The following is a 12,197-nucleotide window of genomic DNA, read 5'->3' as shown; positions in this document are numbered from 1 at the left end:
TGATTCTGGTAGGGTTTCGGGATCGTGCCGTCGGAGTTTTCCTCATGTCTCGCCGTCTTCCTCCGCTGTATGCCTTGCGCGCATTTGAAGCTGCCTCCCGGCACAACTCCTTCACCCGCGCGGCCGAGGAGTTGTCAATTACCCAAAGTGCGGTCAGCCGGCATATCCGCACCCTGGAAGAGCACTTCGCCTGTCGCCTGTTCCAGCGCAGCGGGCGCACCTTGCAGCTCACCGAGTCGGCACGCCTGCTGCTGCCGGGCGTGCGTGAAGGGTTTGCCGCCCTGGAGCGCGCCTGCCATACCTTGAATGCCGAAGATGACATCCTGCGCATGAAGGCCCCGTCCACCTTGACCATGCGTTGGTTGCTGGCGCGGTTGAGTCGCTTCCGGCACCTACAGCCTGGTAATGAGGTGCAGTTGACCAGCGCGTGGATGAGCATCGATGAAGTGGACTTCAATCAGGAGCCGTTCGACTGCGCGGTCCTGCTCAGCGATGGGCATTTTCCTGCGGACTGGGAGGCCAGTTACCTGTTTCCCGAGTTGCTGATCCCGGTAGGCGCCCCGAATTTGCTCAACGATGGCCCCTGGGATGTGGAGCGCCTGGCCAGCGCTGAACTGCTGCACCCCACGCCGGATCGCCGTGACTGGCGGCGTTGGCTGCAACGCACGGGATTGGCCGCACGGGTGGCGATCAAGGGCGGGCAGGTGTTCGATACGCTGGAGTTGGGCATGATTGCCGCTGCCCGGGGCTATGGTGTGTCCATGGGCGATCTGCTGATGGTGGCCGAAGATGTCGCCCAGGGACGCTTGAGCCTGCCGTGGCCGACCGCAGTGGCCAGCGGCGAAGGCTATTACCTGGTCTGGCCGAAGACTCGCCCCGGCGGTGAGCGTCTGCGCCGGTTGTCGGACTTCCTGCAAAGCGAGGTTCGGGCCATGGAATTGCCGGCAGTCGAGCAACTCGACTGAATCGATGCAGCGCCCGCAAACAATGTGTTTGGGTGATACCCCTGTGATTTGCTCAAGTATTGATCCAGGCCGCCGAAGTAAGGGGTGTCGGAGCCGCCAATACGCCGCGGCCCAGCGTGCCCCCTATTTCAAGAAATTCGCCGATTAGCGCTATGAGATCAGGATGATCCGGCCTCGGCCAGGAGCTGTCATGTCTCAACCCCGCGCCCGCATAGCTTCGCAACTGGGCCTTGCCCTGGCGGTCATATTGGCTGTCGTGATCAGCGGCAGCACCGTGTTTGCCCTGCGCTCCCTCGATTCGGCCAACCTGCAGACCCGCGAAGAACACCTGGCCAGCGAAGCGCGTTTGCTCGCCGACCAACTCAATACCTTCCACAGCACCTTGCGCGAAAGCACCCAGCGTTTGAGCGGGCTGTTTGAAAAGCGCTTCGGCGCCGGCTTGAGCGTACGTCCCGAGCAGAGGGTGAACGTGGCCGGGGTGCAGACCCCGAGCCTGTACCTGGGCGATGAAGCGCTGAACAACAACTTCGACGACGTCGATGAGTTCAAGCAGATGTCCGGCGGCGTGGCCACGGTGTTTGTGCGCAGTGGCGAAGATTTCATCCGCATCAGCACCTCCCTGACCAAACAGGACGGTAACCGCGCCATCGGCACGGTGCTGGATCGCCAGGGGCCGGCCTACCAGCGTCTGCTCGCCGGGCAGAGCTACATTGGCCGCGCGGTGCTGTTCGAACGTTCCTACATGACCCAGTACAGCCCGGTACGCGATGCCAGCGGCAAGGTGATCGCGGTGTTGTTTATCGGCTTTGACTACACCGATGCGCAGAACGCCCAGTTCGCCAACCTCAAGCGTTTCCGCATTGGCCAGACCGGCTCGCTGGCGCTGCTGGACGAGCAAAAACACTGGCTGGTGCCGCCTGCCGGTGTGCAGGCGTTGGAGCAGGCGGTTCCCGTGATCCTGGAGTTGGCGCAAAAGCCTGGCCAGGGGCGTTTCTGGAGCGACCAGAGTGAAGACTTCTACAGCGTTGCAGTGCCGTTTGACGGCGGCCCGTGGTCGGTAGTGGCGAGCATGCCCAAGGCCGAGATTCGTGCCGTGACCTGGGCAGTGGGCATCCGCCTGGTAATCGGCAGTGTGTTGGCGATGCTGCTGGCCGTGGGTGCTGCGGTCTGGTTGCTGCGCAGCAAACTGCAGCCCCTGGGCGATCTGGTGCGCCAGGCCGAGGCCCTGGGCGCGGGTGATCTGAGTGCGCGGCTGAATGTGTCCAGCCATGACGAAATCGGTCAACTGGCGCGCAGTTTCAACCAGATGGGCGAGGCCCTGTCGACCATGGTCTCGCATATCCGCAAGGCGGCCGAGGAGGTCAATAGCCGTGCCCAGGCGCTGTCGGGCCTTTCGGGTGGGGCCTATGAAGGCATGGAGCAGCAGTCCGGCGAGATCACCAGCATGGCCGGCGCGGTGGAAGAGTTCAGCGCGACCTCGTTGAACATCGCCGACAACATGGGCAATACCGAACGCCTGGCCCAGGAAAATGCGCAGCAGACCCGCATCGGGCGTGATTCGATGCAGGAGGCGTCGTCGTCCCTGGAACATATCGCCACGGCACTTAACAGCACGGCCACGGTGATCAATACCCTGGGCCAGCGCTCCCAGGAAATCGGCGGCATCGTCGGGGTGATCACCTCGATTGCCGACCAGACCAACCTGCTGGCGCTCAACGCCGCCATCGAGGCGGCAAGGGCCGGGGAGCAAGGGCGTGGGTTTGCGGTGGTCGCCGATGAAGTGCGCAACCTGGCGTCGCGTACCCGTCAGGCCACCGATGAAATTTCCGGGATGATCCAGAGCATCCAGCAGGAAACCGGCAATGCCATCAGCACCATGGAGCAGGGCAATGTGCTGATGCAGGAAGGCCTGTCGCGCAATGCCGACGTCGCGTCGGCCCTGGCGCGCATTGACGAACAAAGCCGCTCGGCCGGCCAGCAGTTTGCCGCGATCACCACCGCCACCCAGGAGCAGAGCAGCACCGCAACCCTGCTCAGCAGCAACCTGCAGAGCATCGCCCTGGCCAACAGCGAACAGCGTGAAGTGGTGTCGAACCTGGCCGTTACCGCCAGGGAACTGGAGACCCTGGCGGCAGGGTTGCGCCAGGAAGTGGATCGGTTCCGCTAAGGCTGATCAGTCCCCCAGCCCCGGGTCCACCCGTTTGCCGATGTCCTTGAGCCGCGCCAGTTGATCAACCATCCCTGGCGCTTCGTCGAGGCTGCTGACAAAGGTCCACAGATAGGTCATCACTGCATAGATATGGCCGGCCTTGACCGCCGGCGACAAGGCCAGTTGGCTGATCGCGACGATAAACAGCAGCGCGGCCAACGCGCCGATGAACAGGTAGGCAGCGGCCTCGCGGTCCGACAGCCAGATCCGCAGGCGCGACAGCAGTTGATAATGGCGTCGAAGGGTTTGGGCGCCGACTTTCTCTACCAGGCCGATCTCCTTCTCCAGGCGGTTGTTCAACCGTTCGTGCAGTTGCTCGTTACGACGGGCAAAGCGCGGCAGCAGGGTGATGCATATCGCCAGCGCGGCAAAGCAAGCCAGGCCAACCCAAGGTTCAATCACCAATAACATCACGGCTGCACCGACGATGGACACCAAGGCCGTTGCAATAATTGGCACATGTTTTTCGAAGAAGTCGACAAAGTCCCGCGCCAGCACCACCCGCGCGGCGGCCTTTGACGTGCTGTGATTTTGCAGGCGCTGATTGAGAATCACCGGTACGGCAAGATCGGCGTAGATCCGGGTGAAGGTGCGGGTATCCAGGGCCCGGCGTGCGGCACCGACTACCCAGAAAGCCATCACCACCGCCGCATAGAACAACGCACTGCCGGCATCGCCGCGCAGGATCGAGTCCACCGCAAAACCGGCAAACAGGGGATAGGCCAGCAGCAATGCGTTCTCCAGCGCGACCAGTGACAGCGTGCAGAACAGCTTGCCGGGATAGGCCTTGGCGATTGCCTTGAGGGTTTGGCTGGCGGATTGCTGGCCGATTTTCTTGCTTTCTTCGATCAGGATGTTTGGCGTTACGGATGGCATGGGTGCACCAAAGGAGTAATAGGCGCTACTATTGAGCGACCGCTCAAGTATCCTTGAGCAGTCGCTCAAAAAGCAAGCGCCGCTTATCTGCCGGTGCCCGTAAGGAATTGCCCATGTCGCGTATCGACCGTAAAGACCAGATCATTGCTGCTGCCCTGGAGCTGTTTCGCAGCAAGGGTTTTGCCGATGTCTCCACCCGCGACCTGGCGGAGCATGCCGGATTATCCCGCAGCCACGTGTATCACTACTTCAGCGACTGGAAAGAACTGCGCCGTGAAGCATTCATCCGTTTTGCCAATGAGCAACTGGACGAAGTGCGCGCGCCGTTGGCGGATGCACCGCCGCTTGAGGCCCTGGTGGGCTTCTTGCGCGGCTGCCTGCCATGCACCGCCGATGCTGGCTGGGCACTCTGGCTGGATGCCTGGGATGAAGCGATGCATGACGCGGAACTGGCCCAGGCGTATCTGCTGATCAATGCCCAGTGGCAAGCCATGCTCGCCGAAGTGATCGAGCAGGGGATCGCCACCGGGGTGTTCCGCTGCGACTCGTCCAGCCGTGCTGCGCGCCAGATCTTTGCCGTGACGATGGGCTATACCGATGACCTGTTGCTCAAACCCTCTGTTGAGTCGGCAGAAGCCGTGCTGGAGGAGGTGATGGAAGTTGCGGGGCTGTTGCTGGATCTGCCCAGGCCGCTTTAATTCATGGCTGCCGGCCGGTACTGCAACGCTTCGGCCAAATGATTGCGCGTGATGCTTTCTGCCTGCTCCAGATCCGCCAGGGTGCGTGCGACCTTGAGTAGCCGATGAGCTGCGCGCAACGACAAGGTCAGGCGCTCGCAGGCGGTTTCCAGCCAGCCTTCATCGACTTTCGAGAGCAGGCAGTGGCGCCGCAGGCCCGTCAGGTCGAGGAAGGCATTTGCACAACCCTGGCGTTGTTGCTGGCGATCCCTGGCGCTGGCGACAAGGGCTGAAGCGCTGGCCGTGTCATTGCCGGTTTGCCTGGCCGGGTTCAGTGCGGTGCTTTCCCGGGCGACGGTCAGGTGCAGGTCGATACGGTCCAGCAACGGCCCGGAGAGTTTGTTGCGGTAGCGCTGGATCTGCTCCGGCGTGCAACGACAGCGCCCGCTGGGTTCGCCCAGGTAGCCGCAGGGGCAGGGGTTCATTGCCGCTACCAGTTGAAATCGCGCTGGGAAACTCACGCGGTCGCGGGCGCGGGAAATCACGATATGCCCGGACTCCAGCGGCTCGCGCAGCACCTCAAGTACCTTGCGATCAAACTCCGGCAATTCATCGAGAAACAGCACCCCGTGATGGGCCAGGGTGATTTCCCCAGGCTGGGGTTTCGAACCGCCACCTACCAGCGCCGGCCCGGATGCTGAATGGTGCGGCTGACGGAATGGCCGGTGGGGCCAGTGGCTCAACGGAGCGAGGCTGACCACCGACTGGATCGCGGCGACCTCCAGGGCTTCCTGTTCACTCAGCGGTGGCAGCAAGCCGGGCAGGCGGCTGGCGAGCAAGGTCTTGCCGGTGCCGGGTGGTCCGCTGAACAGCAGGTTGTGGGCACCGGCTGCGGCAATCAGCAGCGCGCGCTTGGCGGCAAGTTGGCCCTGCACCTCGCTCAGGTCCGGGTACGGCTTGTTCAGGTACAGCAACCCGTCGGACTTGTAAGGTTCGATCGGCACCAGCCCATTCAGGTGTGCCACCACTTGCAGCAGGTGATCCACTGCAATCACCTTCAGCCCGGAGGCCAGGCACGCCTCCTCGGCATTGGCCCGAGGCACGATCAGTGTGCGCCCGGCCTTGCGTGCAGCCAGGGCCGCCGGTAATACGCCTTTCACCGCTCGCACCTCGCCGGACAGGGCCAGTTCGCCAAGACACTCCACGTCATCCAGCTCCAGCGCTGGCACCTGCACACTGGCCGCGAGAATCCCCAAGGCAATCGCCAAGTCAAACCGCCCGCCGTCCTTGGGCAGGTCGGCGGGCGCCAGGTTGAGGGTGATGCGGCGTGCGGGGTACTGCAGCGCGCTGTTGAGAATGGCGCTGCGCACGCGGTCCTTGCTTTCCTTGACGGCGGTCTCCGGCAGGCCCACCAACGTCAGCGACGGCAAGCCATTGGCCATATGCACTTCGACCGTGACGGCAGGGGCTTCGACGCCGATCTGGGCGCGGCTGTGGACGATGGCGAGGGACATGCTCGTTCCTTGAAATGGGCGACCGCTTCCTGCGGGTTTTTCAAGGGTAGACGAGGGAGGGGAGGATGCCGTGCGCAGGTTTTACAGAACGTATCCATGTAGGAGCGAGCTTGCTCGCGAAAAACGTCAACGATAACGCGGGGCTTCTGGATGCACGCGGCGTTCTCAGGTTTTTCGCGAGCAAGCTCGCTCCTACAGGGGCGGCGTGTTATTGCTCGCTGGGCTTCAACCGTGCTTCCAGCTCCGCCACCTTCGCTTCCAGGCTCTCCAGCCGTGCACGGGTGCGGGCCAGGACGACCATCTGGCTGTCGAATTCTTCGCGGCTGACCAGGTCCAGTTTGCTGAACCCGCTTTGCAGCAAGGCCTTGAACTGGCTTTCGATTTCATTGCGGGGCAGCGGGGTGTCGCCGCTGAACAGGCGAGAGGCGTGGCCGCTCAGGGCGTCGAGGAGGTCTTTGGGCGCGAGCATGGGAAACATTCCGGAAAACAGTTGGCCGGCAGTGTATCACGCAGTGCCTATAGTCTTTTTCATGTGCCCTGCGCACGATTTTCGCGCATTGGCCTGAATGGTGGTGCACTGTTTTTGTGCGTATCCAGGCCGCTGCACGGGCCCATGGGTGGACGTAAGCCGGCAACGGATTGATTTCAGTGATTTTTACGGAGCTGGCAAGGTTTCTGCTTAGACGATCATGACCCATGCACTGATGCAGTCGCTGTGACGAATGCAGTGCGCTGACGGACCAGGGTACATGTTTCGTCACCAACGGTTAGCTGGCGTCGCAAAGGCAATTGCCGAGGCGACGATGCGTTACAAAGCCAGGCACTGCGCTTAGACTTGAGACGGGTTTGTTTTCCTGGGGCAAGTCCACCAATTCGGGAGAGAGTTTTCATGAAGCTAGTCACTGCCATCATCAAGCCGTTCAAGTTGGACGATGTACGCGAGTCACTGTCCGAGATCGGCGTGCAGGGCATTACCGTCACTGAGGTCAAAGGCTTCGGTCGGCAGAAGGGTCATACCGAGCTGTATCGCGGCGCGGAATACGTAGTCGATTTCCTGCCGAAGGTGAAGATTGATGTCGCCATTGACGACAAGGATCTTGATCGGGTTATCGAGGCGATAACCAAGGCGGCCAACACCGGCAAGATCGGTGACGGCAAGATCTTCGTGGTCAATCTGGAACAGGCTATTCGCATCCGTACCGGCGAAACCGATACCGACGCAATCTAAGCCGCCAAACCCCAACGCCCCAGGAGAAAACAATATGACTCTGCGTAAATTCGCAGGGCTAGGAGCCCTGTTGTCCATCGTAACGCCCAGCCTGGCCATGGCGGCAGACGAAGTGGCGGCTCCAGTCCTCAATTCCGGCGATACCGCCTGGATGCTGACAGCTACCGCGCTGGTGCTGTTCATGACCATCCCTGGCCTCGCGCTGTTCTACGGCGGCATGGTCCGCTCCAAGAATATTCTTTCCGTGATGATGCAGTGTTTCGCCATTACCGGTCTGATCAGCATCCTGTGGGTCGTCTACGGCTACAGCATTGCGTTCGACACGACTGGCATGGAGCAGGGCGTCGTCAACTTCAACTCGTTCTTCGGCGGCATGGGCAAGGCGTTCCTGGCGGGTGTCACTCCGTCCAGCATCACAGGCCCTGCGGCGTTGTTCCCGGAAGCGGTGTTCATCACCTTCCAGATGACCTTCGCGATCATCACCCCGGCGCTGATCGTCGGTGCGTTTGCTGAGCGCATGAAGTTCTCCGCCATGCTGCTGTTCATGGCCATCTGGTTCACCCTGGTCTATGCGCCGATCGCGCACATGGTCTGGAGCGGCAACGGCGGCCTGATGTGGGACTGGGGCGTGCTGGACTTCGCTGGCGGCACCGTGGTGCACATCAACGCCGGTGTGGCTGGCCTGGTAGCGTGCATCGTGCTCGGCAAGCGTAAAGGCTACCCGACCACCCCGATGGCCCCGCATAACCTGGGTTACACCCTGATTGGTGCCGCGATGCTGTGGATCGGCTGGTTCGGCTTCAACGCCGGCTCCGCTGCAGCGGCCAACGGCACCGCCGGCATGGCGATGCTGGTGACCCAGATCGCCACCGCTGCTGCGGCGCTGGGCTGGATGTTCGCCGAGTGGATCACCCACGGCAAACCAAGCGCCCTGGGCATTGCCTCTGGTGTGGTTGCCGGCCTGGTGGCCGTTACGCCGGCCGCCGGTACAGTGGGCCCGATGGGTGCCCTGGTGATCGGCCTGGCTTCGGGTGTGATCTGCTTCTTCTGCGCCACCAGCCTCAAGCGCAAGCTGGGCTACGATGACTCCCTGGATGCCTTCGGTGTGCACGGTGTCGGCGGTATCGTCGGCGCAATCCTCACCGGTGTGTTCGCGGCTCCGATCCTGGGTGGCTTCGGCACGGTGACCGATATTGCCGCACAGGTCTGGATCCAGGCCAAGGGCGTTGGTTTCACCGTGATCTATACCGGTATCGTGACCTTTGTGATTCTCAAGGCGCTGGACCTGACCATTGGCCTGCGGGTGACCGAAGAGGAAGAGGCTGTTGGCCTGGACCTGGCGGAGCACAACGAACGCGGCTACAACTTGTAAGTACGCTTGAAAAAACATGCCCGGCTTGCCGGGCATTTTTTTGTCTGGTATTTGCTGTCATGAACGCGTGTGAGATTTTTTGTGCCGAGTTTGTGATTGGATCCACAAAGTACTTTTCACTGTGCGAATGTCTTACAGGCATGTAGGCGTATTCGGCACTTTGTTTTTTCCCAGAGCGCGCTAGAATGCGCGCCGATGGGCGCATAACTGTAGGTGGCAACAGGCTCTGATTACTCTGCGGGCCAGGCCCCGGGTCATTTCAAGGGTAGCCTGTCGAGCCGCCAACTGAGTTTGCCGGTCAAGTCCGGCCACTTGGTGATGGGCACATGGCAAAGCGTTTATCTGGGCGAGCAGCGTGATCATGACGGTGCTCGTGAAGTCCTCGCCACTTTGCATGGTGATGGGGCATAAGCCACTGGTTATCCGGTGGATGTTGATTTTTTTCCGGCAGCCTTCGACAGATGGTGAAGCTGGGCTATAACTAATCTGCTTTTCGCAAGTCATGAGGTAGAACATGAGCGACGATGATCTGGAAAACGACGACCTCGAAGTAGGTGACGACGATGAAACCGAAGAAGGTCTTGAGGCGGCTGCCGAAGACGTAGCTGACGACGACGGCGGCGATGACGCGCCGGCCCCGACAGCCAAAGGCAAGGCCAAGGCTGCTGTGTCGGTTGACGAGTTGCCGAGCGTTGAAGCCAAGAACAAAGAGCGCGATGCGCTGGCCCGTGCGATGGAAGAATTCCTCGCCAAGGGCGGCAAAGTGCAGGAAGTCGAGGCCAACGTGGTGGCAGATCCACCGAAAAAGCCGGATAACAAGTACGGCAGCCGTCCTATCTGAGGTCGGTTACTTGCTTGCTGAAAAAGCCCGCCGTCGCTGCGGGCTTTTTCATGGGCGACTCTTTTTCTGCAGTGATGACTTCTGTAGGAGCCGGCTTGCCGGCGAAGATCGTCAACGATAATGCGGGGTGCCTGACGTCACGCGGTGCTCTCGGGTTTTTCGCCGGCAAGCCGGCTCCTACAGTTATTTCCAGCTGTGGAGCAGTGAGGGCAGCTCGGTCAAGCTACGAATCTGCGCATCCGGCAATTTCTCGCCTTCCCAGGCCTTGCCCGTCGGGTTGAACCACACTGCCCGCAGCCCCGCCTGCTGTGCCCCGGCGATGTCATCACCCGGGTGATCGCCAATATGCACCGCCGCACTGGCCTCCACCCCGCCCCGCTGCAATGCTTCCTGAAACAAGCGCACATCCGGCTTGGCGATGCCGATATCTTCGGCCCGCAGGGCAAAGTGGAAGTAATCCGCCAGGCCTACGCGCTGTACATCGGCGTTGCCATTGGTGATCACCCCCAGCAGAAAGTGCTGGCGCAGGGCATCAAGCATTGGCTCTGCTTCCGGGAATACCGTGAGCTGGTGTCGCGCGTGAATGAACGCCTCAAAGCAGGTATCGGCCATTTGCGTAGCTTGCGGTTGTGGGTAACCGGCCTCTTCAAAGGCGTGCATCAGCACCCGGTGGCGCAGGATGCTGATCCGGTGTTTGAGCTCGGGATGACGCTGCAACACCTGCTGGCGCAGGCTGGCGAAATGCTCCAGGGAAAAGTCGCCGACCTTGGACGCATGGGTGGCCAGCCATTGGCGCATCGATGCTTCGGCGCTGATGATGACGGGGACGTTATCCCACAAGGTATCGTCCAGGTCGAAGGTGATTAACTTGATGCTCATGAGTCGCCGCCTTTAACGCGTTTGGCCCGTGGATGGGCGCTGTCGTACACCGTCGCCAGGTGCTGGAAGTCCAGGTGGGTGTAGATCTGGGTGGTCTTGATATCCGAGTGGCCGAGCAGTTCCTGCACGGCGCGCAAGTCTTGTGACGATTCCAGCAGGTGGCTGGCAAAGGAGTGCCGCAGCATGTGCGGATGCAGGTTTTGCCCCAGCTCTCGCTCGCCGGCGGCCTTGACCCGTAACTGAATGGCTCGTGGCCCGAGGCGTCGGCCTTGCTGGCTGACAAACACAGCGGCGTCCGGCGGATTGCTCAAGGCCCGCAGGGGCAGCCACACCAACAGGGCATCCCGGGCCTTTTTGCCGATGGGCAGCACGCGGGTCTTGCTGCCTTTACCGTGTACTTGCACCAGGCCATCGGCCAGGTCTAACTGATCGAGGTTGAGGCTGGTCAGCTCCGACAGGCGCAGGCCCGAAGAGTAGAATAGCTCCAGGATCGCCTGGTCACGGTGCGCCAGGAAGTCATCCTCGACCGCGCCATCGAGCAGTTGCAGGGTGCGGTCGGCATCCAGGGTCTTGGGCAGGCGGCGTTCGCCCTTGGGCGGTGCCAGGCCGTTGGCCGGGTCGTGATCGCACAGGCCTTCGCGGTTGAGGTAGTGATAGAGGCCGCGCACCGCCGACAGCAGGCGCGCCAGGCTGCGCGAGGACTGGCCTTGCTGGTGCAGGCGGGCAATCAGGCTGCGCAGGCCCTGGATATCGAGGGCCTTCCAGCTGCCGATCTGTTGTTTCTCGCAGAACGCCAGGACCTTGTTCAAGTCCCGCCGATAGGCCTCCAGCGTATGGGGAGACACCTGGCGCTCGCTGCGCAGATGAGCGCAGTAGGCGTCCAGTTGTCGTTCCATGGCTAGCGCACCGCGCGCAGGGCGGTGGTGAAGCGCGGCAGGCTGCGGCTCAACACTTCGGCAATGTAGGTCAAAAACAGCGTGCCTACGGTGCTCTTGTAGTGCTGCGGATCACGGCTGGCGATGGCCAGGACACCGTGCAAGCCTTGATGGCTGAGGGCGACCACCGCGGTAGAGCCGATCTGCACGCGCTGGTCCTCGCCAAACAGGAAGTCCAGCTCATGCTCACGCAGGGTGCCGCTGATGGTCTTGCCTTCCGACAGCAGGCCACCAATGGCGGTCTGCGCCTCGCTGCCCTTGACCCAGCGCCCAACCGGCATCGGGTTGTCGCTGAACAGGATCAGGCTGACAAACGGCACCTGGAAGTCCTGGCGCAGGCTGTCTTCGACGGCAATGGTCAGGTCTTCCAGGCTGCCTGCATCCAGCAGCGCCAGGATCAGGCGGCGGGTCTTGTCGAACAGACGGTCGTTGTCGCGGGCCACGTCCATCAGCTGCGAGAGTCGATGGCGCATTTCGATGTTGCGCTCGCGCAGGATTTTCATCTGCCGTTCCACCAGCGACACGGTATCGCCGCGCTGGTGGGGAATGCGCAAGGCCGGCAGCAGTTCTTCGTGTTCGACGAAGAAGTCCGGATTAGCCTCCAGGTAAGCGGCGACGGCCGCTGCCTCCAGGCTTTCGCAAGGGGATCCTTCGGGCTGCTTGGCGGGTGCCTGGGGCTTATCGGTCATTGGCGAGGCGCT

12 protein-coding genes and 1 pseudogene are annotated in these 12,197 nt (G+C 61.8%); 7 read left to right on the top strand and 6 right to left on the bottom strand.

Features of this window, described 5'->3' with window-relative positions:
- Positions 1–44: 44 nt before the first annotated feature.
- Both BFQ03_RS17005 and BFQ03_RS17000 read left to right on the top strand, forming a co-directional pair.
- Positions 45–965, top strand: a complete 921-nt coding sequence (locus BFQ03_RS17005; RefSeq protein ID WP_065943607.1) for a LysR substrate-binding domain-containing protein — start codon at positions 45–47, stop codon at positions 963–965.
- Positions 966–1,155: 190 nt separating this feature from the next.
- Positions 1,156–3,132: a methyl-accepting chemotaxis protein gene (locus tag BFQ03_RS17000; RefSeq protein WP_065943606.1), complete on the top strand. Its 1,977-nt coding sequence runs from the start codon at positions 1,156–1,158 to the stop codon at positions 3,130–3,132.
- Between the two features lie 6 nt (positions 3,133–3,138).
- Here BFQ03_RS17000 and BFQ03_RS16995 read toward each other — a convergent pair whose 3' ends face one another.
- Positions 3,139–4,050: an ABC transporter six-transmembrane domain-containing protein gene (locus tag BFQ03_RS16995; RefSeq protein ID WP_032856839.1), complete on the bottom strand. Its 912-nt coding sequence runs from the start codon at positions 4,048–4,050 to the stop codon at positions 3,139–3,141.
- 113 nt (positions 4,051–4,163) lie between these two features.
- Between BFQ03_RS16995 and BFQ03_RS16990 the strand changes: the two genes are divergently transcribed.
- Positions 4,164–4,748 (top strand): TetR/AcrR family transcriptional regulator, encoded by a 585-nt coding sequence (locus BFQ03_RS16990; protein ID WP_032856840.1) that lies wholly within the window; start codon positions 4,164–4,166, stop codon positions 4,746–4,748.
- Here BFQ03_RS16990 and BFQ03_RS16985 read toward each other — a convergent pair.
- Both BFQ03_RS16985 and BFQ03_RS16980 read right to left on the bottom strand, forming a co-directional pair.
- On the bottom strand, positions 4,745–6,241 hold the full coding sequence (locus BFQ03_RS16985) for a YifB family Mg chelatase-like AAA ATPase (RefSeq protein WP_065943605.1): 1,497 nt from the start codon (positions 6,239–6,241) through the stop codon (positions 4,745–4,747). The two genes, BFQ03_RS16990 and BFQ03_RS16985, sit on opposite strands and share 4 nt — an antisense overlap.
- Before the next feature lie 208 nt (positions 6,242–6,449).
- Positions 6,450–6,710, bottom strand: a complete 261-nt coding sequence (locus BFQ03_RS16980) for an accessory factor UbiK family protein (protein ID WP_032856880.1) — start codon at positions 6,708–6,710, stop codon at positions 6,450–6,452.
- Positions 6,711–7,130: 420 nt separating this feature from the next.
- Here BFQ03_RS16980 and glnK point away from each other — a divergent pair, with 420 nt between their 5' ends.
- The 4 genes and pseudogenes from glnK to sutA all read left to right on the top strand — a co-directional run bounded on the left by glnK (position 7,131) and on the right by sutA (position 9,682).
- On the top strand, positions 7,131–7,469 hold the full coding sequence (glnK, locus tag BFQ03_RS16975; protein ID WP_002555808.1) for a P-II family nitrogen regulator: 339 nt from the start codon (positions 7,131–7,133) through the stop codon (positions 7,467–7,469).
- Between the two features lie 34 nt (positions 7,470–7,503).
- Positions 7,504–8,841 (top strand): ammonium transporter, encoded by a 1,338-nt coding sequence (locus BFQ03_RS16970; protein WP_065943604.1) that lies wholly within the window; start codon positions 7,504–7,506, stop codon positions 8,839–8,841.
- Positions 8,842–9,090: 249 nt separating this feature from the next.
- A pseudogene (locus BFQ03_RS29160) lies at positions 9,091–9,252 on the top strand (YjbQ family protein); the annotation flags it as partial.
- 103 nt (positions 9,253–9,355) lie between these two features.
- Positions 9,356–9,682, top strand: a complete 327-nt coding sequence (sutA, locus tag BFQ03_RS16965) for a transcriptional regulator SutA (protein ID WP_032856883.1) — start codon at positions 9,356–9,358, stop codon at positions 9,680–9,682.
- Between the two features lie 183 nt (positions 9,683–9,865).
- On the opposite strand, the gene BFQ03_RS16960 is transcribed toward sutA, so the two are convergent.
- The 3 genes from BFQ03_RS16960 to BFQ03_RS16950 are packed head-to-tail and all read right to left on the bottom strand — an operon-like array spanning position 9,866 to position 12,185.
- Positions 9,866–10,561 (bottom strand): HAD family hydrolase, encoded by a 696-nt coding sequence (locus tag BFQ03_RS16960; protein ID WP_032856884.1) that lies wholly within the window; start codon positions 10,559–10,561, stop codon positions 9,866–9,868.
- Positions 10,558–11,457: a tyrosine recombinase XerC gene (xerC, locus tag BFQ03_RS16955; RefSeq protein WP_032856886.1), complete on the bottom strand. Its 900-nt coding sequence runs from the start codon at positions 11,455–11,457 to the stop codon at positions 10,558–10,560. Before xerC ends, BFQ03_RS16960 begins: the two co-directional genes overlap by 4 nt.
- A 2-nt stretch (positions 11,458–11,459) precedes the next feature.
- The gene (locus tag BFQ03_RS16950; protein ID WP_032856888.1) at positions 11,460–12,185 is read right to left on the bottom strand and encodes a DUF484 family protein; all 726 of its coding nucleotides are present in this window, start codon (positions 12,183–12,185) and stop codon (positions 11,460–11,462) included.
- Positions 12,186–12,197 lie beyond the last annotated feature (12 nt).

Origin of the sequence: Pseudomonas sp. 25 R 14, assembly GCF_900004755.1 — a bacterium.
GTDB lineage: Bacteria > Pseudomonadota > Gammaproteobacteria > Pseudomonadales > Pseudomonadaceae > Aquipseudomonas > Aquipseudomonas brenneri.
Note: the sequence above shows the minus strand (reverse complement) of the source record. Positions and strands in the feature narration are given on the sequence as shown.

Bases quoted from the DNA above. Each gene is read 5' to 3' on its own strand.
- BFQ03_RS17005 (WP_065943607.1), top strand. From the start codon at position 45: ATGTCTCGCCGTCTTCCTCCGCTGTATGCCTTGCGCGCATTTGAAGCT.
- BFQ03_RS17000 (WP_065943606.1), top strand. From the start codon at position 1,156: ATGTCTCAACCCCGCGCCCGCATAGCTTCGCAACTGGGCCTTGCCCTG.
- BFQ03_RS16995 (WP_032856839.1), bottom strand. From the start codon at position 4,050: ATGCCATCCGTAACGCCAAACATCCTGATCGAAGAAAGCAAGAAAATC.
- BFQ03_RS16990 (WP_032856840.1), top strand. From the start codon at position 4,164: ATGTCGCGTATCGACCGTAAAGACCAGATCATTGCTGCTGCCCTGGAG.
- BFQ03_RS16985 (WP_065943605.1), bottom strand. From the start codon at position 6,241: ATGTCCCTCGCCATCGTCCACAGCCGCGCCCAGATCGGCGTCGAAGCC.
- BFQ03_RS16980 (WP_032856880.1), bottom strand. From the start codon at position 6,710: ATGCTCGCGCCCAAAGACCTCCTCGACGCCCTGAGCGGCCACGCCTCT.
- glnK (WP_002555808.1), top strand. From the start codon at position 7,131: ATGAAGCTAGTCACTGCCATCATCAAGCCGTTCAAGTTGGACGATGTA.
- BFQ03_RS16970 (WP_065943604.1), top strand. From the start codon at position 7,504: ATGACTCTGCGTAAATTCGCAGGGCTAGGAGCCCTGTTGTCCATCGTA.
- sutA (WP_032856883.1), top strand. From the start codon at position 9,356: ATGAGCGACGATGATCTGGAAAACGACGACCTCGAAGTAGGTGACGAC.
- BFQ03_RS16960 (WP_032856884.1), bottom strand. From the start codon at position 10,561: ATGAGCATCAAGTTAATCACCTTCGACCTGGACGATACCTTGTGGGAT.
- xerC (WP_032856886.1), bottom strand. From the start codon at position 11,457: ATGGAACGACAACTGGACGCCTACTGCGCTCATCTGCGCAGCGAGCGC.
- BFQ03_RS16950 (WP_032856888.1), bottom strand. From the start codon at position 12,185: ATGACCGATAAGCCCCAGGCACCCGCCAAGCAGCCCGAAGGATCCCCT.